Genomic DNA, 22,343 nt, shown 5'->3' with positions numbered 1-22,343 from the left:
CGGTCGTTTAAAAGTTTCACAGAATGGCTTCGGCAATACGCACCATTATACCCCATACCGGTGCCGAATGCCTGTCTGACTTCCGTCTTTAAAGGACGCGCGGGTCTGGAAAATGTTTCATCAAGATTTCGCAAGCAGTTTTTTTCAACGGGCTTCTGTAACGGGATGGCTCATGCATGCTACACTGATAGTATCCGAGACATGGAGGTTAACCATGAAAAATCGCATCTTTCTTTTATATGGCGGCAAGTCCGCGGAACACGAAGTATCGCTTTCGACTGCACGCGCCGTCACACACGCACTTGATTTTGACCGGTATGAAGTCACGCCGGTATTCATCACGCCGGAGGGGGAATGGCGGCCGGGCCCGCTTCTTGAAGGGCCGGCCGGGCATGTCACCGACCTGATGATCGGGGAAAATGGCACGGATGCACCGGCGCGGCTCACGGACGGCATTGCTGCGCTTGCCGCGCAGACGCCGGAAGCGCCGCCGGTCGTCATCCCGCTCCTTCACGGGCCGAACGGGGAAGACGGCACGGTCCAGGGCCTCCTGGAAGTTCTGGATCTTCCGTACGTCGGGAACGGGGTGCTTGCATCCGCTGCCGGCATGGACAAAGTCATCATGAAGCAGCTGTTTGCCCAGGCCGGGCTGAACCAGGTGCCGTATGTCCACTTTATCCGCAGCGAATGGAACAAAAATCGGGACGGCATCCTCGATGAATCCGAATCGAGACTTGGCTGGCCGGTGTTCGTAAAACCCGCAAACCTCGGGTCGAGCGTCGGCATCTCGAAGGCTTCCGGCCGCGAGAGCCTGATTGAAGCCATTGAGGAAGCGCTGCGCTATGACCGCAAAGTCATCATCGAACAGGGCGTCGATGCGCGTGAAATCGAAATGGCCCTTCTCGGCAATGACGAGCCGAAATGCTCGGTCGTCGGCGAGATCAGCTCCGCTTCCGATTTTTACGATTACGAATCCAAATACATGGACGGGAACACGGTCCTGACCATCCCGGCGGACGTTCCGGAAAAAGCGGCCGAAGAAATGGAGCGCGCGGCAAAGGCGGCGTTCAAGGTGCTCGATTGTTCGGGGCTTGTGCGTGCCGACTTTTTCCTGACAATGGAGGGTGACGTGCTCATCAACGAAGTCAACACGATGCCCGGCTTCACGCCGACCAGCATGTTCCCGCTTCTCTGGCAGAACTCCGGCTTGCCGTATCCGGAACTGCTTGAAGAATTGATCCGGCTGGCCCTTGAGCGCTATCAGGAAAAACAGTCACTGAATACGAACAAAGATTGAGGGAATCCTTTCTATGAAACGAACATTAAATGAAATTGCGGACTGGCTCGGCCTGCCGCATCCAACAGGCGGCACAGCTGCCGTCACAGGCGTGTCGATCGATACCCGTACATTGAATAAAGGCGACCTGTTCATTCCATTCAAGGGGGATCAGGCGGACGGCCACCGGTTTGTCCGGCAGGCATTCGACAAAGGGGCCGCGGCCACCCTCTGGCAAAAAGGCGTTCCGGGAGCACCCGAGGACGTTCCTGTTCTCATCGTCGAAGATCCGGAACAGGCGCTCCAGCAGATGGCGCGCCGCTACCGCGGGGAACTGGATGCCGTCATCATCGGTATCACCGGCTCGAACGGCAAAACGTCGACAAAAGATCTTGTCGCGGGCACGCTTTCGCCATACTTCCGTGTGCGCAAAACGGAAGGCAACTACAACAACCAGCTCGGCCTCCCGCTGACGATCCTGTCACTCCCGGAAGACACCGAATACGCGGTGCTTGAAATGGGCATGAGCGGATTCGGGGAAATTTCCTTCCTGTCCGCGCTGGCCCGTCCGAAGTATGCCGTCATCACGAACATCGGCGAAGCGCATATGCAGGACCTCGGCTCCCGGGAAGGCATTGCAAAAGCCAAATCAGAAATCACCGACGGCCTCCAGCCGGACGGGAAACTGTTCTATGACGGCGACGAGCCGCTGCTCGGCCCGCATGTGGAAACCCTCCCGGAAAGCGCGGCGGTGCCGTTCGGGGAGGGGGAGACGTGCAGCCTCCGACTCCTGTCGGCCGAGCCGTCGGAAGCGGGAAGTATATTCCGGACAACAGGGCTTGCTGAAGGCGAGTTCATGATTCCCGTCCTCGGCGCGCACCAGGCGAAAAATGCGCTTGCCGCCATCCTGATCGGCCGGGAAGCCGGACTCACCGATGACCAGATCCGGGAAGCGCTCAAGTCCGTCGAGCTGACCGGCATGCGCATGCAGACCGTGGAAGGGCCGAACGGATCGCTTTTCATCAACGACGCCTATAATGCGGCGCCGACATCCGTGCGCGCCGCTCTCGGATTTGTCAGGAGTTCAGCATTGCGAAATGAAAAGTGGGTTGTTCTCGGCGATATGCTGGAGCTTGGCGCACTGGAAGTGCCGGCACACGAAGGGCTTGCGGAAGAACTGGATCCGGCGGACTTTGACGGTGTCTGCCTGTACGGGCCGCGGATGGCGCACCTGTTCAGGAAGCTGGAAGGGAAATTCCCGGCGGACCGGCTCGTCTGGAGCGGGGAAGATCTGTCGCCAATCACCGGGAAGCTGCAAAGCCGGCTTGGCCATGCACCGCTCATTTTGCTGAAAGGTTCCCGCGGAATGGCGCTTGAGCGTATCATCGGGGAATTGGCGGACACCTTATAAACAGGGTCCTGATCAAATCGGAAATCCGGAAGAGGGCTTTCAAGTCCGATTTATGGGCGCAAGTCCGAATCTGCTATTCTGAGTCCGAACCCGGATGCCTAAGCCCGAAACGGCATCCGGCATCCGGTCCGGGCATCACCAATGGGCCGCGCGGGCATTAGCCCGCGCCGGTTTCATTGCAAGAAGAGCCGTGCCATGGTATACTACTAACTATTGGATACATTTGAACGGGAACTCTTCGCGTTTTTAAGGAAGAGTTGTTTTTTTTGAAACGGTTCGGTTGAAGGGCGTGTTCCTCTCCGGTCGGACCGCCCGGCAGCAACCGGAACTTTTCGAGCGCACTGCCCTGCCGAGGGATGGCAGGCAACACTGAAAACTCCGAAACGGCACGGCATGCCGGACTTCATTTGAAAATGGATCCAATGATCACATGAAGGATAAGGAGATTGACACATTTGACAAAGTTTTCTGATCTGAACATCAGTGACTCCACGCAGCTTTCACTCGAACGCATGGGGTTTGAAGAGGCGACACCCATCCAGGAAGAGACGATTCCACTCGCGCAGGCGGGCAAGGACGTCATCGGCCAGGCACAGACAGGTACGGGCAAGACGACGGCATTCGGCGTTCCGATCATCGAAAAGATCGACACGCAGAACCCTGATATCCAGGCGCTGATCATCGCGCCGACCCGTGAACTCGCGATTCAGGTATCCGAAGAAATCTACCGCATCGGCTACGGCAAGCGTGCGCGCATTCTTTCCGTATACGGCGGCCAGGAAATCGGACGCCAGATCCGTGCGCTGCGCAACCGCCCGCAAATCGTCGTCGGCACGCCGGGACGGATTCTTGACCACATCAAACGCGGCACGATGAAGCTTCACGGTGTTGAGACACTCGTCCTCGACGAAGCGGACGAAATGCTGAACATGGGCTTTATCGAGGACATCAACGCGATCCTCGAAAACGTTCCATCCGAGCGCCAGACGCTCCTGTTCTCGGCAACGATGCCTGGCCCGATCCGCAAGATCGCGGACAACTACATGAAGTCGCCGGCAGAAGTGCGCATCAAGGCGAAGGAAATGACAGTGGAGAACATCGAGCAGTTCTTCGTAAAAGCGCAAGAACGCGAGAAGTTCGAAGCACTTACACGCCTGCTGAACGTCCATACGCCGGAACTCGCCATCATCTTCGGACGCACAAAGCGCCGTGTTGATGAAGTGGCTCAGGCGCTTAACCTCCGCGGCTACCTTGCGGAAGGTATCCACGGCGACCTGACACAGGCAAAGCGCCTGTCGGTTCTCCGCCAGTTCAAGGAAGGCAAAATCGATATCCTTGTCGCGACTGACGTTGCAGCCCGCGGCCTTGATATCTCGGGCGTGACACACGTCTACAACTTCGATATTCCTCAGGATCCTGAAAGCTACGTCCACCGTATCGGCCGTACCGGCCGTGCGGGCAAGAGCGGGGTTGCCGTCACTTTCGTCACACCGCGCGAGATGGGTTACCTCCGCACGGTTGAAGAAACGACGAAAAAGCGCATGACGCCTCTTCGTCCGCCATCCGAGGACGAAGCGCTGGCCGGCCAGCAGAAGCTTGCTGTCAGCCAACTGAAGGAACTTGTTGAAAAGAACGAGCTCAATGACTACCGCATCCTTGCAGAAGAAATGCTGCAGGACAACGAAGCCATTGATCTGATTGCAGCAGCGATTAAGTCGCTTACCCGTGAGCCGGACGATACGCCGGTCAAGATCACGGAAGAAAAGCCGCTTCCGTTCCGCGGTGGAAACCGTGGCGGACGCAGCAGCGGCGGCGGCTACAAAGGCCGCAGCGGTGGTTACAACCGCGACAACAGCCGCCGTCGCGACGGACGTCGCCCAGGCGGACGCCCGCGCAACCGATAAGACAATGACAAAACCCGGAAAGCCGAATATGGGCTTTCCGGGTTTTTCTGTGTTTGATCAAAGTGATGATTCGGTCGCCGAAAATGACGATTCACCCTTTGAGAGTGACGAATTGCTTTCCAAAAGCTCCGGCCTGTTATTAAATTGAATGAATGAAACGTTTCCCGTGCGTTTCCGTATACAATGGAAAGGGATAAGAAGGGGTGAACCGGATGAGAAAAGAACCGGCGAACCGCATTTCGGAAAAGGGACTGACCGTCTGGAGGATCCACGGAATCTTCTATACGCTGATCGTTCTCGTTCCGGCAATCGCGGCAAGCGTATTGGCATACATATTCGAAGGACCGGTCTGGATTTATATCGTTTCCGGCGCAGCCGTCGTGCTTGCGGCGTATCTGCTGATTTTCCTGTTTCCGAAAATCCGCTGGGAGCGCTGGCGGTATGAAGTACGGGAAACGGAAATCGAGCTTCAGCACGGCCTGTTCATCGTGAAGCGGACGCTCGTGCCGATGGTCCGTGTCCAGCATGTCGACACGAGCCAGGGGCCGATCCTCCGGAAATACGGCCTTTCCGGCATCACCGTCTCAACGGCCGCGACCAATCATGAGATCCCTGCGCTCCAGATGGATGAGGCTGATGAGTTGAGAAGCAGGATTTCGGTGCTCGCAAGGGTGGCGGAAGATGATGTCTGAGAAAAATAGGCTGCACTGGATCACCGCCGTCATCGAGCTCCTGAAGACACTAAAAGAAGCGATTATCCCGCTCGTGGTCGTGGTCGTGGCGAACGGCATCGGACGCGAACGGACAGGGAATTTCTGGATGGATAACCTCACCCTCCTGATTTTCGGCGCGTTTGTCATCTTTACGTCGGTTGCCGGCTTTATCAAGTGGAAACGGTTCGTCTACTGGTTCGAAGACGGGGAGTTCCGGATCGAGTACGGCCTGTTCGTAAAGAAAAAGCGCTACATCCCGTTTGAGCGCATCCAGAGCGTCGACTATACGGAGGGGATCCTTCACCGGCCGTTCGGGCTCGTCAAGGTGAAGATCGAGACAGCGGGCAACTCGTCCACGCTGGAAGGGGCGGATGCGGACCTGACTGCCGTGACCCGTGAAGAGGCGGAGCGGGTGAGCGAGGTCATTTCCGAGGCGAAGCGCCGCCGCCGTGCTGGCGTGCAGGAGCCTCCGGAAATTGACGGGAAAGCGGGCGGAATCCTTTCTGCCGGAGAGCCTGAAGAAGAAACGAAGACCCTCTTCAGGATGGGGAGGAAAGAGATTTTCCTCCTGGCAACGTTTTCCGGCAGGATCGGGCTCATCTTCTCGGGGATTGCGATTTTCCTGTCGCAGTTTTCCGATATCCTTCCATATGAAGCCATCTATGGTGAACTGGTCGCATTTATCCGGTTTGGCGTGTTCATGGTCGTAGCGGCGGTCCTTGCCCTGATGCTGGCCGGCTGGGTGCTGTCGGTTGCCTGGACGTATCTCGGATTCTACGGGTTTACCGTCTCGTTTGACGGGGACGACCTGTTCATTTCAAGGGGGCTTCTTGAGAAAAAGCGCGTCACCGTCCCGCTCAAGCGCATCCAGGCGGTTCGCGTAAGCGAGAACCCGTTCCAGAAGCTGCTCGGGTACGTGTCGGTCAAGGTCCATAGTGCAGGGGGGAGTGTTCAGGAGGGGGGATCGGCCATCGGGCTGTTCCCGCTCGTGAGCAAACGGGAAGTCAACCGCCTGCTGGCCGAACTCTTCCCGGAAATCGAGACTTCCGCGGAACTGAACCGCATCCCGGAACGGTCCCGTCCGTTTTATTACCGTCTGGACTTTTTCTGGGTCATCCCGCTGGTTGCGGCAGCCGGTTACTTTCTCTTCCCGTACGGGTTGCTGTCGCTGCTGATCGTTCCGGTGATCATCCTCCTGGGACTCTGGCAGCACCGCTCCGCGGGCTGGGCCATCACGGGCCGCCAGCTCACCGTCCGCTGGCGTGAATTCACCTTGCATACGGTCTATGTGTTCAGGAAGCGCGTCCAGTCGATGCAGGAACGCCAGACGATCTTCCAGCGGCGACGGAACGTCGCAACGGTCACTGCATCGTTCAAGTCGGGTATCATGCCGAGCAAAGCGCCGATCCGGCATATCGATGTGGCGGATGCCGACGGGCTGATGGACTGGTATGACCCCCGGTATCGAGCGGACAAACACGCGGCGGTTGAAGGAACTCCCGCTCCGCAGGGCGAATAAATCCATACAGACAGGCCGCCCCTGATCCGGGCGGCCTTTTTGGACAGGAGGGGACGGGATGGAAAACCTGATTTTCCGCCACATGCAGACGGTCCGTGAACTGACGCTGAAGTGCCTGGACGATATGCCCGAGGAAATCGCGGGAACGGTTCCGGATGGCTATCCCAATCATATTCACTGGAACTTTGGCCACATCCTATTTATTCAGGAACGGCTTGCACTGGAAGTGGCAGGGGAGGAAATGGAGCTGCCGGAGGAATACAGGATTTACTTTGCAGCGGGCACGAGGCCGTCGGAATGGAAGGGCGCGCCCCCGACGCTCATTGACATCCGGGAAGCATTGGACACCCAGACGGAGCGTCTTCGGAAGCTGCGGGCAGGCAGGCTGGACGAGCCGCTGCCGGAACCGTTCACGAACCGGATGGGCCTTGCGTTCCGCATGGCCGGCGAGACACTGCTGTTCTCGTTTTATCATGAAGCCCTCCACCTGGAGACGGTCCGGCAGATGCGGAAGATGATTGAAGCTGGGCAGTAATCGATCCGGCTCTGCAATTACCTCATTCGTGGCGGGACTTTCATCATTCAAAACTGGAGTTTCGTCATTCGGGCAGCGAGTCTCACTATTTGCGCTGCGGATCTTCCTTCCGGCCAAGCCGTCAATGAAAATGGCCGAGGTATGTGCGCAGCTTCCCTCTAGAAAGCCCCGAACCGGTGCCGGTTCGGGGCTTTCGATTGAACCGGACAATTTTTCCTCATTCTGTTCAGGCGTGGGTCCGGCTGAACTGCCCGTGTACAAGCTCCGCAAAGTAGGCGGTCTGCTTTTCCAGGCGCCTGAGACAGTCTCCGTCCAGAACAGGGATATCCAGGTTCTTGTCGATCACCTCATCGGTAAGATAGATCCCTTTGAGGGGATGACCCTTCAGTGTGGAGAGGAGCGGCTTCAGGGAATAGTCGAGGGCGAGCAGATGCCCCTGGCTGCCGCCTGTCATAAGCGGCAAGACGGGTGTCGACTCGAGCACATCCTGGGGCAAGAGGTCGATGAAGGCTTTCAGCACACCGGAGTACGCCGCCTTGTAAACAGGAGAACCGATGATGACCCCTTTTGCCCCGCGGATTCTCACGGCAGCATCAGTGACGGACGGATGGCTGAAGTCGGCGGAAAAAAGGACTTCCGCAGGGATGTCCCGCACACTCAGGTGGGTAACGGTGAATTGCTGGTCTTCAAGCAGCCCGCCGATATAACCGAGCACGCGCTCGGAACGGGAACCGGCATTCGGGCTGCCGGAGATGATGACGATTTCGGACATGGTGATCATCCTTTCTATAGATAAATCTGTCGGAGAACTAGGGATTCAGAATGGACGAACCCTCCTAATAGGTGTTCAGGGGGCCGTCGGGGGAATGAAAAAAGCTCTTCTCCCTTGTGAATAATGAGAGAAGAGCCTGGCCGGAGTGCATACGCCCCTTTTTGCCTGACTGTTTTCTCATCTCCGGGACGGGATCCGCCCTGCTGGAATTAGCACCATGCAGAGCGGGGTCTGCTGGTTGCTGAGGCTTCGCAGGGCCAAGTCCCTCCACCTCTCTCGATAAGAAATAAAATTATGAATTTTCGGCTTGGTGAACAGTATAGCAGAGCCCTGTGCATTGTCAACAGGAAAAGCCGGCTTTAAAGGGGCCCCTGATCCAAATACCAAAAACCCCGCAACAGCGGGGTACTGGCGCTTCACCGGCGATTCTTGCGCCAGCTTGTGATATTCTTCGGATGGAAGTAGCTGAGGCCGACGAGAAAGCCGACAGCCAGGCCCGTCAGGTGGGCGGTGATGTTGATGTTCGGGGTCAAAAACGTCATGACCACACTGATGACAATGATCGGCAGGATAATCTGGCGGATCTGCGGGAACGCGCCTTTGGTGTGGTAGACAAATGCGGCGAACGCGCCGAAGATCCCGTAGATGGCGCCGCTCGCCCCCACGTAGGCATAGGAACCGTCATGCAGGAAATAAGAGGCCACATTTCCGAACAGGCCCGCGAGGAAAAACAGATTCAAAAACCGGACTTTCCCTGCGAGCCTTTCCAGCTCGGGACCAAACAAAAACAGGGCGAACATATTGAACAGCACATGCATGAAACCGGCATGCAGAAACATCGGCGTGACGAATCTCCACCAGTCCCCTTCCGCGATCAGCCGGTTGATGCCCATTCCGTAAAACATGATCAGGTCACCGATGCCGGGGAGGATGGTCAGGATGTAGATGATCACGTTGATCGCGATCAGCGCCGAGACGACCGGATAGAACCGGATATACTCGGAGAAGCTTTCTCTTCTGATAAACATGGTTTCACCTCTATTTACATATGAACAGTATACCGCGTTTGGCGCGGTCCAGAAAGCGGGGAACACAGATGATCACCGGAATCGGGCTCGACATCGTGGAGATGGACAGGATCCGGCAGGCAGACGGGAGGAGCGGCCGCTTCAGGCAAAGGATTCTGAGCAGGATGGAATTGGAGAGGTACGAAAAGCTCGGCGACACAAGGCGGACCGAATACCTGGCAGGGCGATTTGCCGCCAAAGAGGCTTTCGCAAAAGCCCTCGGCACCGGGATCGGCAGGTCATGCGCATTCGGCGACATCAGCGTGCTGCCGGACGAAACGGGCAAACCTGTGCTTTATTTCAGGGGCGAGCCGGCGCCGGGATTCGTATCGATCACCCACACGCGTGAATACGCAGCGGCCCAGGTCATTCTCACCGGATTACCGGCAGCCCTGTCCGAATAAACCTGGACCCTCTCTCATAGGATGTTCTACAGGAGCGAAATGAGAAAGGGTGAAGGAATTGCGGAGCCGGATATTCGCAGGAATGCTCATCGTGCTCGTCATGCTGCTGGCGGCATGCGGGTCACAGTCGAAGGAAGATGTCATGAAAAAGCTGAGCGGCAAATGGACGGATGCAAAAGGTTATGAACTCACCGCCGTCATGGAGATCAAGACCGGCGATGAGCCAAGGCTGTATGACGTGGAAGTGTGGCACACAAAGCCGGACTACTACCGGGTCAACGTGGCCCAGCAGGGCTCCAAAGAGTCCCAGATGATCCTCCGCAACAAGGACGGGGTATTTGTCGTTACGCCTTCAATCGGCAAAACGTACAAGTTCCAGAGCGACTGGCCGGAGAAAAACAGCCAGGCTTACCTGATCGGGGCGCTTGCCGAAGACATCCGGGCGGACAAGGATGCGGTGATGAAGGAAGAAGAAAAGGAATATGTTTTTGAGACGGCCACCCGGAACAACCACCGGAAAATGCTTCCTTACCAGCGGATCCACATAGACAAAAAATCGCTCCTCCCTGTGAAAGTTTCAGTGCTGAATGAAAACAAAGAAGAACAGATGAAGATCACGTTCGAGAAAATTTCACTGGGCACGGAGCGAAGTGCCGGCGACTATGCGGTGGAAAAGCATTCGAAGGCACCTGAAGGCGCGGAAGGATCCGCGGATGATACCGGTGCGACAGAAGAAAAGCAGGATGGAGAAGACCAGGAAGGCACCTCGGATGGGGAAGAGCAAGAAGGTACCTCGGATGAGACAGACGGTGCGGCTGATGAAGAAGGTAACGAAGATGGCAAGGAAGAAGGAGATGAAGAAGCGGGTGCCGAATTGGATGGTGAGGAATTCCGCACATCCTATCCGCTCCTCAAGTGGGAAGGCGTCGACGTGGAAGAGGAAGTCGTGGGCAGCGGAGACGACAAGCGGGTCTACCTGACTTACAGCGGCGAGAAAGAGTTCGTCATCGTCCAGCAGCAGGCGAAGTCCCCGCAGGATGCACTCGTTCCGGTGTTTGCGGAAGGGGATCCGGCACACCTCGGCTTCACGATCGGCGCAATCACTGACAACTCGGTCAGCTGGGAACAGGGAGGCGTATCCTACTTCCTCGCCTCGAACGGCCTGAGCCGCGAAGAAATGGTGGAAGTCGCGACTTCGATGATCGAAGCCGAACAGAAGTGATCCGGGAGTATTGACGGCTTTCTCCCTCCGGGCGGATAATGAAAGATAAAGAGAGATCCGGCAATTCGGAAGGGAGAACGGGAAATGGAACAGACGAAATGGGGACGGCCGACAGTGGCGTCCGTCGATCTTGAGGCAATCCGGGAAAATGTCCGCAACACGGCCCGCATTGCCGGCCCGGACACCGGCGTGATCGCCGTCGTCAAGGCGGACGGATACGGCCATGGCGCGGTCCGTGTCGCGGAGGCGGCGCTCGATGCGGGAGCGATGATGCTGGCAGTTGCTACTCCGGAAGAAGCGGTGGAACTCAGGGAGGCGGGCCTGGAAGCGGACATTCTGCTTTTGGGCGCCTCCCCTGTTCCGTTCGCGCGGGTCGCATCGGAGATGGGCATCATCATCACCGCCGACTCGCCGACCTGGATGGAGCAGGTTGCCGGAGAAGCGCCTGATTTCGGCCGCCCCTTACAGGTCCATCTGAAGGTCGACACCGGAATGGGCCGGCTCGGCGTCCGGAGCGGGGAAGACCTCCTCCGAATGTACAGGACCGCCAGGGCGGCCAAAATCGTGGTGGACGGTGTCTTCACCCATTTCGCGACGGCAGACGAGCCGGATAATGAAGTGTGGAGAAAGCAGGCATCCGGATTCCGGGAAGCCGTGGCGCTGCTTCCGGAGAGGCCGCGCTTAGTGCACGCATCAAACAGCGCGGCCGCGTTCATGCATCCGGATTGCAGGTTCGATGCGGTGCGGCTCGGCATTTCCTTGTACGGCATCGCCCCGTCCGGATTCGTTGGGGAGCACCTGCCATTCCCGCTCCGTCCGGCGCTGACGCTTTCGACAGAACTTGTCCATGTGAAACGGATCGGCCGGGGGGATACGGTCAGCTACGGGGCGACCTACCGGGCGGCAAGTGATGAATGGATCGGGACGCTGCCAATCGGTTACGCGGACGGGTTTCTCGGAGGCCTCGGCGGGCAGGATGTCCTGATCGGCGGCCGCCGCTGCCCGGTGGTCGGCCGCATCTGCATGGACCAGTGCATGGTCCGGCTGCCCCGTGAAATGGCCCCCGGTGAACCCGTTATCCTCCTTGGAAAACAGGGCGATGAAGAAATCCGGCCTGATGAATGGGCGGATCGTCTGGGGACCATTCCTTACGAGGTCGTCGTCACCCTGTCAAAGCGGATTCCGAGAGTTTATTTGCAGGGATGCGGGGAATACTAACCCCAACCACGGCCCGACATGATCCGACAGATTCAACCGGTTTCGGAGGAACTTTGTCGCATTCTTTCCGAACGTGTCTTTTCAACAGGTCTGTCCAATGATATGATGGGATAGAAATTTGTTGAATGGCTGCGTCGGAGGTGTTTGCTGTGGCAGAGAAAGAGACAAAAGAAGTTGTGGTGAAGATCCCGAAGAGGATGCTTCAGTGTGACGGGGAGTCCGTCGCCTACGACCGAGCGGAACAGGACGGGTACGTCTATCTGACGACGACCCGCAAGACACGGAAGGAACAACCAAATCTTATACGGGAAGCCATCGTCAAAGGCTACGTGGAGATGTCGCAGATCAATCTTTCGATTGCTTCCGAATGTTTGTACGCGGAATACGAAGCGGAGCACGCGTGGCGCAACTCGTAATCGGAGGATGAGATTTTGGCCATAAAACGCGGGGACATTTTCTTTGCAGATCTGTCGCCGGTGAAAGGTTCTGAACAGGGCGGGAAAAGACCCGTCCTGGTTATTCAGAATGATATCGGCAATCGGTTCAGCCCCACTGTGATCGTCGCAGCCATCACGGCCCAGATACAGAAAGCCAAACTGCCCACCCATGTGGAGATTGATGCGGCACGGTACGGATTGGACAAAAACTCCGTCGTCTTGCTTGAGCAAGTCCGGACAATTGACAAATCCCGCCTTTCCGACAAGATCACACATTTGGACGAAGAAATGATGCGGCAGGTGGAAGAGGCGCTTGAAATCAGCCTCGGACTGGTGAAATTTTAAGTATACATATACAAAAAGCGCCGTCCGGCATACCGGACGGTTTTTTGTTGATTTATATAGGCCGGGGCAGCGGCACGGAAAGTTCCCCAATCATCGACTCTGTCAGGTCAAACTGATAGGCTGGTGTGGCCTGTGCTGAATCCGGTTCAGAAGCGGCGGTAGTCCGCATTCCTTCATTTGGAATGCGATTGTTTGATGCTTTCGTGTGATACTAACAGTAGATGCGATGTGCCGGCGGAGGACCGGCAGCCGTGTATCTTTATCCCGGTGCCGGCCACCGCTTTCATATGAGTATTTATATCTCGCAAAATAAGTGTGTTCCTGGTGTATTTTCGTTACAATGTAAAGAACAGTCCGTAGAAGGGGGCCGTCAGAGCCATGTATAGAAAAGTTCCTCAGTTTGTCGAGACTCACCTCGAGGAAATCATCGACAGTTGGAAAGCACGCATGAAAGATGAGCATGGTGAAAAATTCTTCCATATCATGCCGGAAGAAGTCATCGAGCGGACAAGCCGGGATTTCACGGAACTTGTCGTGTCCAGCCTGACAGAGGAATCCGGCCAGTATGAGGAGAAGCTCCATAACTTTTCCGAGCGCATCGTCCGGCTCGGCTGGTCGATATCGCTCGTCATGAAGGCGATTGAGAACTTCGCGGATACGCTCTACGATCTGCTCCGGAAGGCGGAGATCCTGGATGACAGCAATGTGGCCGAGTACTTTGATATTCTCAACAACTGGATCAAGCCGCTCCGCCAGGAAGTCGTCGAAATGTATTCCCGCACCTGGGAACGCACGGTCAATCTGCAGAAGATTGCCCTGCAGGAGTTGTCGGCATCCCTGATTCCGGTATTCGACAAGATTTCCGTCATGCCGCTGGTCGGCACGATCGACACCGAACGCGCCAAGCTCATCATGGAAAACCTCCTGGATGGGGTTGTCCGCCATCGCGCGGAAGTGGTGCTGCTTGATATCACCGGCGTGCCGGTCGTCGATACGATGGTCGCCCATCATATTATCCAGGCGGCCGATGCGGTCCGCCTCGTCGGCGCACGCTGTATGCTTGTCGGCATCCGGCCGGAAATCGCCCAGACGATCGTGGCACTCGGCATCAGCCTGGAAGACTTTACGACGACCAGCACGCTCCAGCGCGGCATGCAGGAAGCGCTCGCGCTGACAAACCGAAAAATCATGGAGGTGGATGAACAGTGAACATGCGTATCCCGATCCTCAAGCTCAACGATATCTTGATTGTCTCGCTGCAGTGGGAACTGGACGACCAGACTGCGATTCAATTCCAGGAAGACCTTCTGAAAAAACTGCATGATACGTCGGCCAAAGGCGTCGTGATCGACCTGACGCCGATCGATTTCATCGACTCCTTCATCGCGAAGGTGCTCGGCGACGTGATCAGTATGTCGGGCCTCATGGGTGCCAAAGTAGTCATCACGGGCATCCAGCCGGCCGTCGCCATTACGCTCATCGAACTCGGAATCCGTCTGGAGAATGTCATGACGGCCCTTGATCTCGAAAACGGAATGGACAAACTGCAACAAGAATTGGAGGCTTGACGATGGCGTACCGGTCTTCAGTCGATATCCATACAGAATGGGACATTGTCGCAGCGCGGCAGCTAGGCCGGAACGAAGCAAAGAAAGTAGGCTTCGGCACCGTCGACCAGGCCCGTATCACTACGGCAATCAGTGAACTCGCAAGAAATATTTACTTATATGCAGGAGCCGGAAAGATTGAGATCGAACGCCTGAACGAAGGTGGTCTATTCGGAATTGCCATTATCGCTTCGGACGAAGGCCCGGGCATCCCCGATGTGAGAAAAGTGATGGAAGACGGTTACTCGACTTCCGGCGGGCTCGGTGCGGGGATGCCGGGAGTCAAGCGTCTGATGGATGACTTCCGTGTGGACACCGAACGGGGCAAGGGCACGAAAATCACCGCGATCAAATGGCTCCGCTGACAGGGGGATGAATGTAGATGCCTCAGCAGACGGAAAATGAATATAAAGAGATTTTGAGGCAGTATCTTGAGGACCAGTCCGAGCAGAACCTGTATATGGGAGAAGCATTCAGCCGCAAGCTCATCGAGCGGGACATCTCTCCGGAGGAGGTCATCAGCATACATAAATCCGCACTCAAGGATGTGTTGCCGGGCCTTCCGTCAAAAGTCTGGCACTCTTTCGACTTCCTCATCGAAATGATGATCCGCTACGGCCTCGCGCTGAAGGAACACCAGTCACTCGTCAAACGGCAGGAAGAGATGCAGCTGGAGATGGAAGTGGCCGCAAAAGTTCAAGAAACGCTTTTGAAAACGAAGATCCCGGCGGTGGAGGGAATGGATGTCGGCTACGTCACCGTGCCTTCACGGATAATGAGCGGGGATTATATCTACTTTGTCGGAAATGATAAGGATGAAGCGGGCGTGGCTGTCGCAGATGTAATGGGCAAGGGCATTCCGGCGGCCTTGTGCATGTCGATGGTCAAATTCGGCATGGACAGTGTCCGGCATTCGGCCGAAGGCCCTTCCGGCGTCCTTTCGGTCATTAACCGGATCGTGGAAAAAAGCGTCAACGACTCGATGTTCGTGACGATGATGTACGGCCTCTATGATGCGAAAAACTCCACTTTCTCTTATGCATCCGCCGGGCATGAGCCGGCACTCCATTACCGGGCGTCGGAAAACCGGTTTGTGGAACTTGATGCCAAAGGTCTTCTTCTTGGCGTTTCGCAGGATGCCCGCTATGAAGAAGGGGCAATTGTCCTGGAGCGCGGTGATTTTGTCGCCATCATGACCGACGGGGTGACCGAAGCGCGGACGCCTGAAGGCTTTGTCGAAAAGGAAACCATCCTTGAGATCATCAGCAGCGTAAAGGACCGTCCCGCACAAGAAATGGCAGAACACGTTTTCGCGGAGTTGGACCGCATGCAGGGCTTCCGTCTCCAAGACGATTTCTCGCTCGTAATCTTGAAAAAAGAGTAATAGATGTTTGGATTTCTTCTGAAAGGGTAAAGCCTTGATGTTGTGTTCAGACGAAGTTATGGTTTTGGGATTACAGAACGCAGAAATAAAAGAAGAGGTGTGGAAATGAACCTACAAGTCGATTTGCGCGAAGAAAATAGTGTGCAGCATTTTAAAGTGGTCGGAGAGATCGACGCATTCACGGCGCCTGTCCTCCGCGAGAAGCTTTCTGAGCTAACTGTCCAACAGGGCGTAAAAGTAGAGATCGATCTTTCAGACGTGGAATATATGGACAGCACGGGTCTCGGCGTGTTTGTCGGCTACTTCAAACAAGTGAAGGAAAGCGGCGGACATGTGAAAATCACGGGGCTCTCGCCGCGGCTGAAGCGGCTGTTCGATATCACCGGGCTCGATGAAGTCATGGATATCGAAGGACATCAAGAAGATAAAGGTGGGTTCAATGATGCAACCGTATGACTATGTGGAGATCCGTGTGCCGGCCAAGGCCCAGTATGTGGGCGTGGCGCGGCTCACAATCTCCGGCCTCGCAAGCCGGCTCGGCTTCACCTATGACGACATAGAAGATATGAAGATCGCATCAAGTGAGGCCATTACGAATGCGGTGCAGCACGCATACAAAGATGACGAGGAAGGTGAAGTCGTCGTCGGCTGCGCATTGTATGAAGACCGGATGGAGATCATGGTGGCCGACCATGGTCAGAGCTTCGACTTCGAGGAAACCAAAAAGAACGTGGGTCCTTACCATGATCATGAAGAAGGTATGTTCCTCCGGGAAGGGGGTCTCGGCCTCTACCTGATCGAAACGCTGATGGACGAGATTAAAATCCACCACGATGAAGGGGTCACGGTCTTCATGACCAAATATCTCGGCGGAGAGCAGGTGGAAAAGGATGTCGAAACAGTCTCCTCCTGATTCCAAGTCAAAAGAACAGGTGATGGACTGGATCAGGGCCTTCCAGGAAAGCGGCGATGAGGAGGCGCAGACGAATCTCGTTCTCCACTACGAACGGCTTGTCCAGTCGATCGCCCGCAAATACTCCAACGGGAAATCCTACCATGAAGATATCGTGCAGGTCGGCATGCTCGGGCTGCTTGGCGCAATCCGCCGCTACGATCCCGATTTCGGCCGGAGCTTCGAGGCGTTCGCCGTTCCGACGATTATCGGCGAAATCAAACGGTTCCTCCGCGACAAGACATGGGCGGTCCATGTTCCCCGCAGGATCAAGGAACTCGGACCGAAAATCAAGTCCGCTGCGGAGACGCTGACGAACGAGCTCCAGCGCTCGCCGAAGGTGCAGGAGATTGCCGATTATCTGGAAGTGGACGAAGACGATGTCCTTGAAGCGATGGAGATGGGACGGAGCTATCAGGCCCTGTCCATGGACCATTCACTTGAAGCCGATTCCGACGGCAGTACCGTGACCCTGTTCGATATCATCGGTGATACGGATGACGGCTATGAGATGACCGACCAGCGTCTGATCGTGGCTGAAGCGCTCGATGTGCTGTCCGAGCGTGAAAAGCAGATCATCCAGTTTACATATATCGAGCAGATGAGCCAGAAGGAAGCGGGCGAACGTCTCGGCATTTCACAGATGCATGTATCCAGGCTTCAGCGGAAGGCCATCAAAAAACTTCAGGAAGCGATTGCGGCGGCAGGTGGTGGAGCGTCTTGAAGACAGTGAAGGGCGACCGCGTGGAAGCGTATATCTATCAGGAAGCCAAGGCGGGAAACCATGAATCAGGTGACGTATATTACACCTTCACCAATGAAGACTATTTTCTGTGCGCTATTGCGGACGGTCTCGGGAACGGGCCGATTGCCAGAGAATCGGCGGAAATCGTTCCGGAAATCCTGGAACGGCATCACGACGAATCGATCGACCAGCTTCTGAGCCGTTGCAATACGCATATGCACCAGAAGCGCGGAGCGGCCGTTGCAATCATCAAGGCGTATTTCCATACAAAGACGATCGAATATAGCTGTGTGGGAAATGTGCGGTTTTATCTTTATCGCCGTTCTGACGATAAGATGATTTATCCGCTTCCGGTGATGGGCTACCTGTCCGGGCGCCCGCAAAAACTTCGCACACAGGGGTATGATTACGGACCGGGGGATCTGTTCCTCCTGCATTCCGACGGCGTGGACATCCGCAGCCCGAAGGCCTTTATGCAGAACAGCGCCGGCCCATATGACCTATACAGGAAAGTGTTTGAAACCCTCGAACACGGTGACGATGCCACATATATCGCAGGAAGCCTGCTCCGCTAAATCCGCGGAGCGGGTTTTTTGATGGATGCTGTCAAGACGGAACCCGGCGGATCGTGCCATTTATGATAAAGTGAAAAGGTAAAGGGAAGGGAACGAAAGGGTGAGAACATGCAGGAACAAGAATTGATTCAGAAAGCAGCGGTGCGCGCGGGTGTGCGGCCGGCCCAGGCCCAGGCGGTCATCGGCCTGCTTGGCGAAGGCAAGACTGTCCCGTTTATCGCGCGCTACCGGAAAGAAGCGACCGGCGAACTCGACGAAGTGCAGATCAAGGCAGTCGAGGACGCCCACCGCTATCTCGCCCAGCTGGAGGAGCGGAAAGAGGAAGTCATCCGCATCATTTCCGAACAGGGGAAATTGGACAGTGATCTGGAAAAAGCAATCCGCGGCGCCGACGTGCTGCAGCGGGTGGAGGACCTGTACCGCCCTTATCAGAAAAAGCGGAAAACCAGGGCGACGGCTGCAAAAGAGAGAGGGCTGGAGCCGCTTGCCGATCTGCTCCTTTCTGAAACGAAAGAACATCCCGAAGTCCTGGCCGGAGGGTTTGTCGATGCCGGGAAAGATGTCCCGGACGCAGGGGCTGCGCTTGCCGGTGCGAGGGATATCATTGCGGAGCGTATTTCCGATGATGCCTCGGTCCGGGAAAGGATCCGCAGCGCCATCCGCCGTGACGGCCTGATTGTCACAGCCCGGAAAAAAGATGCCGAGGATCCGAAGGGCGTCTTTGAAATGTACTATGAATACGAAGAGCCGGTCAGGCAGATCAAGCCGCACCGGATCCTGGCGGTGAACCGGGGCGAGAAGACGGGTGTGCTGAAGGTGTCGGTCACAACGTCGGAGGAGCGTCTGATAGAAGACATCCGGCGCACCTACGTACGCCGTCCGGGATCACCCGTCGCTGCGGAAGTGGCAGAAGCAGCTGCAGACGCCTTCAAGCGCCTGCTGCTTCCGTCGATTGAACGCGAAATCCGAGGTGAGCTGACCGAGAAGGCGGAAGAACAGGCAATCCGGATTTTCTCGGAGAACCTGAAACGGCTGCTGCTCCAGCCGCCGATGAGGGGCAAGACGGTCCTCGGAGTGGACCCTGCCTACAGGACCGGCTGCAAGCTGGCTGTTGTCAGCGATACCGGCCGGCTTCTCGAACTTGGCGTCATCTATCCGCATACATCGTCTGACACGGAAGGCGCGAAAAAGAAAGTGCTCGCGCTTCTCCGCCAGTACCCGGTCTCCATCATCGCAATCGGCAATGGAACAGCTTCCCGCGAAACCGAACAGTTCATTGCGGATTGCCTGAAGGAGGCGGACGGCGGAGCTTCCTATGTGATTGTCAACGAAGCGGGGGCAAGTGTTTATTCCGCCTCGGAAGAAGCGCGCCGCGAATTCCCGGATCTTCAAGTCGAGCAGCGGAGCGCCGTTTCGATTGCGCGCCGCCTCCAGGACCCTTTGTCCGAGCTGGTGAAGATCGAGCCGAAATCGGTCGGTGTCGGCCAGTATCAACATGATGTTTCCCAGAAAAACCTGGGGGAGCAGCTGGACTTTGTCGTCGAGACCGCGGTGAACCGGGTAGGGGTGGATGTGAATATGGCGTCCGCATCGCTGCTCCAGCACGTCTCGGGGCTTTCCCGCACGGTTGCGGACAACATCGTCGCAGCCCGTGACGAGATCGGCCGCTTCAGCTCCCGCGCACAATTAAAGAAAGTTCCGCGGCTCGGCGCGAAGACGTACGAGCAGGCGATCGGCTTCCTGCGCGTTCCCGGAGCCAAGAATCCGCTGGATGCCACCGGAGTCCATCCGGAAAGCTACGGTCTTGCAGAAGAGATTCTGAAGGCGGCAGGATTGGACAAGAAGGAAATCGGTACGGAGCATGCGGCAGAAGCCCTCGCCAGGCTGGATGCGGGAGAAGTGGCCGAAACTGCAGGAGCGGGGGAAGTGACCGTCCGTGACATCATTGAAACGCTGAGCCGACCGAACCGGGATCCCCGCGATGAATTCCCGCAGCCGCTGCTCAGGAAAGAAGTGCTGACACTCAAGGATCTGAAGCGCGGTATGGAAATGGAAGGGACCGTCCGTAACGTCGTCGACTTCGGGGCGTTTGTCGACATCGGTGTCGGTGAGGACGGCCTGCTGCATGTGACCAAGATGAGCACTGCACGGGTCCGCCATCCGCTGGACATGATGGCTCCCGGTGACGTCGTCACGGTCATGGTCGACGAGGTTGATCAGGAAAAGGGGCGGATTTCCCTCACGATGCTCAGCCCTGCGCAGGAAGAAGAAAAGAAGAGACTGGCAGAGGAGCGGAAACGACAGCCGAAGGAACGGAAGCGGAGTGCCAAAAAGCTTGCCGATCTTAAACCGGGGACCCGGGTGAAGGGGAAGGTGCGTCGGCTGCAGCCATATGGTGCATTTGTGGACGTCGGTGCAGAAAAAGACGGACTTGTCCATATATCCAAGATGGCGCCAGTCCGCGTCAATGATCCGGGAGAGATCGTGCAGCCGGGGGACACCGTAGCGGTATGGATCGAATCGGTCGATCCGTCCGCCTCGAAAATCTCGCTGACGATGATCGGCCCCGAAGAAAACGAGAAGAGCGGAAGCCGCCGTGGATGAAGGGGAGCTCCAGCATCTGACCGAATCGATTTCGCGGGATTCGTTCTGCCGTCCGTTCCGCCACCGGGTATACTTCAATCCGAGACTGCGGACAACGGGCGGCAGGTACCGGCTTCACGATCACGACATTGAAATCAATCCGGAAGCTTACAGGAAGTACGGGATGGATGAGCTCGTCGGCATCATCAAGCATGAGCTTTGCCACTATCACCTTCATATAGAAGGAAAGGGATATCAGCACCGCGACCGGGATTTCCGGGAACTTCTCAAGAAGACCGGAGCGCCCAGGCACTGTTCTGTCATCAGGGAGCCGGTCAGGAGGAAAGCGAAGTACCTGTACCGCTGTACAGATTGCGGACAGTCCTACATGCGGAAAATCCGGATGGACACCAGCCGCTACCGTTGTGGAAAATGTCGGGGCCGCATTCATATAGTCGAAGAAAGTTGAAGAAGGAAACCCTTGCCGGGCGGGGAAAACCGTTGAGCGGCAAGGGTTTTGATATTTTTATAAAAAAGTTGGCGAAAAGTGTTGACGTATTTTCTTATGCCCCCTATAATAGGACAAGTCGACAAGAGATCACACGAAAGCCTGAACGGCTGAGAGCTCTTGGGACATTGGATATGGCCCCTTGGTCAAGCGGTTAAGACACCGCCCTTTCACGGCGGTAACACGGGTTCGAATCCCGTAGGGGTCATCACGAGGGAACGGACGGCAGGTTTGCCTGGCCGTCCGGAATCTCCCTTTCATACATAGGTGGTCCCGTGGTGTAGCGGTTAACATGCCTGCCTGTCACGCAGGAGATCGCGGGTTCGATTCCCGTCGGGACCGCCATTTGTTCTTTGGTCGATGGCCGGAGGATCATATGTGAGCCATTAGCTCAGTTGGTAGAGCATCTGACTTTTAATCAGAGGGTCGCAGGTTCGAGCCCTGCATGGCTCACCACCCTTTAAACAAAACGGTTTAAAAAAGTTGAAAAAAGTTGTTGACTTTCCGAGGACGAGGTTATATAATAAATCTTGTCGCTGGAACGAAAGCGAACGAAAACAGCTTCTTAAAAACCGAATCACTTTAACATGCGGTAGTGGCGGAATGGCAGACGCGCTAGGTTGAGGGCCTAGTGGGAGTTAAATCCCGTGGAGGTTCAAGTCCTCTCTACCGCACCATTTATTTCTTTATTAAGTGTGCGCCTGTAGCTCAATTGGATAGAGCGTCTGACTACGGATCAGAAGGTTATGGGTTCGACTCCTGTCAGGCGCGCCACTTCGCGGGTGTAGTTTAGTGGTAAAACCTCAGCCTTCCAAGCTGATGATGAGGGTTCGATTCCCTTCACCCGCTCCATTTCTGTTTGATATGAACCTTGAAAACTGAACAGCAAAACGCTGATGAAATGAGTTCCCGATCCCCGACCCCGTCGGGCGAGAACGGAACAAATGATATCGGACATATCACTTGATATGCCAGCTTTAAAGTATGAGCTTACTCATACTCTCTTATGGAGAGTTTGATCCTGGCTCAGGACGAACGCTGGCGGCGTGCCTAATACATGCAAGTCGAGCGGATGACGGGGAGCTTGCTCCCCTGATTCAGCGGCGGACGGGTGAGTAACACGTGGGCAACCTGCCTGTAAGATCGGGATAACTCCGGGAAACCGG

General features: G+C 56.1%; 22 protein-coding genes, 6 tRNA genes, 1 rRNA gene, 2 pseudogenes and 1 riboswitch. Of the genes and pseudogenes, 29 read left to right on the top strand and 2 right to left on the bottom strand.

From position 1 onward, the window contains the following. The first annotated feature begins 214 nt into the window (after positions 1-214). From BLT01_RS11620 to BLT01_RS11595, 6 genes are all read left to right on the top strand, one after another. Positions 215-1,297 (top strand): D-alanine--D-alanine ligase, encoded by a 1,083-nt coding sequence (locus BLT01_RS11620; RefSeq protein ID WP_092097922.1) that lies wholly within the window; start codon positions 215-217, stop codon positions 1,295-1,297. 13 nt (positions 1,298-1,310) lie between these two features. Continuing rightward, positions 1,311-2,687 carry a UDP-N-acetylmuramoyl-tripeptide--D-alanyl-D-alanine ligase gene (locus tag BLT01_RS11615; RefSeq protein WP_092097920.1) on the top strand — a complete coding sequence of 459 codons (1,377 nt, stop codon included), beginning with the start codon at positions 1,311-1,313 and terminating at the stop codon, positions 2,685-2,687. Positions 2,688-3,142: 455 nt separating this feature from the next. Further along, the gene (locus BLT01_RS11610; protein ID WP_092097917.1) at positions 3,143-4,591 is read left to right on the top strand and encodes a DEAD/DEAH box helicase; all 1,449 of its coding nucleotides are present in this window, start codon (positions 3,143-3,145) and stop codon (positions 4,589-4,591) included. A 212-nt stretch (positions 4,592-4,803) separates the two neighbouring features. Continuing rightward, the gene (locus BLT01_RS11605) at positions 4,804-5,283 is read left to right on the top strand and encodes a PH domain-containing protein (protein ID WP_092097914.1); all 480 of its coding nucleotides are present in this window, start codon (positions 4,804-4,806) and stop codon (positions 5,281-5,283) included. Then, positions 5,276-6,823: a PH domain-containing protein gene (locus BLT01_RS11600; RefSeq protein ID WP_176765134.1), complete on the top strand. Its 1,548-nt coding sequence runs from the start codon at positions 5,276-5,278 to the stop codon at positions 6,821-6,823. The genes BLT01_RS11605 and BLT01_RS11600 overlap by 8 nt, the downstream gene beginning before the upstream one ends. Before the next feature lie 58 nt (positions 6,824-6,881). Beyond that, the gene (locus tag BLT01_RS11595) at positions 6,882-7,358 is read left to right on the top strand and encodes a DinB family protein (RefSeq protein ID WP_092097908.1); all 477 of its coding nucleotides are present in this window, start codon (positions 6,882-6,884) and stop codon (positions 7,356-7,358) included. Positions 7,359-7,584: 226 nt separating this feature from the next. Here BLT01_RS11595 and ssuE read toward each other — a convergent pair whose 3' ends face one another. Together ssuE and BLT01_RS11585 are read right to left on the bottom strand one after the other, a co-directional pair. Continuing rightward, on the bottom strand, positions 7,585-8,130 hold the full coding sequence (ssuE, locus tag BLT01_RS11590; RefSeq protein ID WP_092097905.1) for an NADPH-dependent FMN reductase: 546 nt from the start codon (positions 8,128-8,130) through the stop codon (positions 7,585-7,587). Positions 8,131-8,304: 174 nt separating this feature from the next. After that, positions 8,305-8,416, bottom strand: a riboswitch (SAM riboswitch). 130 nt (positions 8,417-8,546) lie between these two features. Then, on the bottom strand, positions 8,547-9,158 hold the full coding sequence (locus BLT01_RS11585) for a rhomboid family intramembrane serine protease (protein WP_092097902.1): 612 nt from the start codon (positions 9,156-9,158) through the stop codon (positions 8,547-8,549). 68 nt (positions 9,159-9,226) lie between these two features. Here BLT01_RS11585 and acpS point away from each other — a divergent pair, with 68 nt between their 5' ends. The 23 genes and pseudogenes from acpS to BLT01_RS11475 form a co-directional block, all read left to right on the top strand. Next, the gene (gene acpS, locus BLT01_RS11580; RefSeq protein WP_092097898.1) at positions 9,227-9,601 is read left to right on the top strand and encodes a holo-ACP synthase; all 375 of its coding nucleotides are present in this window, start codon (positions 9,227-9,229) and stop codon (positions 9,599-9,601) included. Positions 9,602-9,650: 49 nt separating this feature from the next. After that, the gene (locus BLT01_RS11575) at positions 9,651-10,823 is read left to right on the top strand and encodes a LolA family protein (RefSeq protein ID WP_407639307.1); all 1,173 of its coding nucleotides are present in this window, start codon (positions 9,651-9,653) and stop codon (positions 10,821-10,823) included. 84 nt (positions 10,824-10,907) lie between these two features. Beyond that, positions 10,908-12,041 (top strand): alanine racemase, encoded by a 1,134-nt coding sequence (alr, locus tag BLT01_RS11570; RefSeq protein WP_092097895.1) that lies wholly within the window; start codon positions 10,908-10,910, stop codon positions 12,039-12,041. Between the two features lie 140 nt (positions 12,042-12,181). Then, positions 12,182-12,468, top strand: a pseudogene (locus BLT01_RS11565) (transcriptional regulator). Positions 12,469-12,472: 4 nt separating this feature from the next. Continuing rightward, positions 12,473-12,823, top strand: a complete 351-nt coding sequence (locus BLT01_RS11560) for a type II toxin-antitoxin system PemK/MazF family toxin (RefSeq protein WP_063181763.1) — start codon at positions 12,473-12,475, stop codon at positions 12,821-12,823. Between the two features lie 378 nt (positions 12,824-13,201). Beyond that, positions 13,202-14,032 (top strand): RsbT co-antagonist protein RsbRA, encoded by an 831-nt coding sequence (locus tag BLT01_RS11555; protein ID WP_092097891.1) that lies wholly within the window; start codon positions 13,202-13,204, stop codon positions 14,030-14,032. Then, the gene (locus BLT01_RS11550) at positions 14,029-14,391 is read left to right on the top strand and encodes an STAS domain-containing protein (protein WP_092097888.1); all 363 of its coding nucleotides are present in this window, start codon (positions 14,029-14,031) and stop codon (positions 14,389-14,391) included. The genes BLT01_RS11555 and BLT01_RS11550 overlap by 4 nt, the downstream gene beginning before the upstream one ends. 2 nt (positions 14,392-14,393) lie before the next feature. Then, on the top strand, positions 14,394-14,795 hold the full coding sequence (locus BLT01_RS11545; RefSeq protein WP_092097885.1) for an anti-sigma regulatory factor: 402 nt from the start codon (positions 14,394-14,396) through the stop codon (positions 14,793-14,795). 17 nt (positions 14,796-14,812) lie between these two features. After that, a complete protein-coding gene (locus BLT01_RS11540; RefSeq protein WP_092097882.1) occupies positions 14,813-15,814 on the top strand; it encodes a PP2C family protein-serine/threonine phosphatase in 1,002 nt (333 codons plus the stop codon). Positions 15,815-15,919: 105 nt separating this feature from the next. Further along, entirely contained in the window at positions 15,920-16,270 is a 351-nt protein-coding gene (locus BLT01_RS11535; RefSeq protein WP_092097879.1) for an STAS domain-containing protein, read from the top strand. Further along, positions 16,257-16,727, top strand: a complete 471-nt coding sequence (rsbW, locus tag BLT01_RS11530; RefSeq protein WP_092097876.1) for an anti-sigma B factor RsbW — start codon at positions 16,257-16,259, stop codon at positions 16,725-16,727. Before BLT01_RS11535 ends, rsbW begins: the two co-directional genes overlap by 14 nt. Beyond that, a complete protein-coding gene (gene sigB / locus BLT01_RS11525; protein ID WP_092097874.1) occupies positions 16,705-17,490 on the top strand; it encodes an RNA polymerase sigma factor SigB in 786 nt (261 codons plus the stop codon). The genes rsbW and sigB overlap by 23 nt, the downstream gene beginning before the upstream one ends. A gap of 5 nt (positions 17,491-17,495) precedes the next feature. Next, positions 17,496-18,086: a PP2C family serine/threonine-protein phosphatase gene (locus BLT01_RS11520; RefSeq protein ID WP_312024147.1), complete on the top strand. Its 591-nt coding sequence runs from the start codon at positions 17,496-17,498 to the stop codon at positions 18,084-18,086. Positions 18,087-18,194: 108 nt separating this feature from the next. Beyond that, a pseudogene (locus BLT01_RS11515) lies at positions 18,195-20,351 on the top strand (Tex family protein); the annotation flags it as partial. Further along, on the top strand, positions 20,331-20,690 hold the full coding sequence (locus BLT01_RS15575; RefSeq protein ID WP_407639308.1) for a S1 RNA-binding domain-containing protein: 360 nt from the start codon (positions 20,331-20,333) through the stop codon (positions 20,688-20,690). The pseudogene BLT01_RS11515 and the gene BLT01_RS15575, both read left to right, overlap by 21 nt. Next, complete coding sequence (locus tag BLT01_RS11510) at positions 20,683-21,138, top strand: SprT family protein (protein ID WP_092097868.1); 456 nt, start codon at positions 20,683-20,685, stop codon at positions 21,136-21,138. The genes BLT01_RS15575 and BLT01_RS11510 overlap by 8 nt, the downstream gene beginning before the upstream one ends. Before the next feature lie 175 nt (positions 21,139-21,313). Continuing rightward, positions 21,314-21,385, top strand: a tRNA-Glu gene (locus tag BLT01_RS11505). Between the two features lie 61 nt (positions 21,386-21,446). Next, positions 21,447-21,522: transfer RNA gene (locus tag BLT01_RS11500), tRNA-Asp, on the top strand. A 35-nt stretch (positions 21,523-21,557) separates the two neighbouring features. Then, positions 21,558-21,633: transfer RNA gene (locus BLT01_RS11495), tRNA-Lys, on the top strand. A gap of 133 nt (positions 21,634-21,766) precedes the next feature. Further along, positions 21,767-21,854: transfer RNA gene (locus tag BLT01_RS11490), tRNA-Leu, on the top strand. Between the two features lie 20 nt (positions 21,855-21,874). After that, positions 21,875-21,951 (top strand) — tRNA-Arg (locus BLT01_RS11485). A gap of 4 nt (positions 21,952-21,955) precedes the next feature. Beyond that, positions 21,956-22,029 (top strand) — tRNA-Gly (locus tag BLT01_RS11480). A 151-nt stretch (positions 22,030-22,180) separates the two neighbouring features. Beyond that, a 16S ribosomal RNA gene (locus BLT01_RS11475) occupies positions 22,181-22,343 on the top strand; the annotation flags it as partial.

The sequence above is a fragment of the Bhargavaea beijingensis genome, from assembly GCF_900101985.1.
Lineage (GTDB): Bacteria > Bacillota > Bacilli > Bacillales_A > Planococcaceae > Bhargavaea > Bhargavaea beijingensis.
The sequence above is the reverse complement of the archived record's forward strand: the minus strand, read 5'-3'. Positions and strand labels throughout refer to the sequence as shown.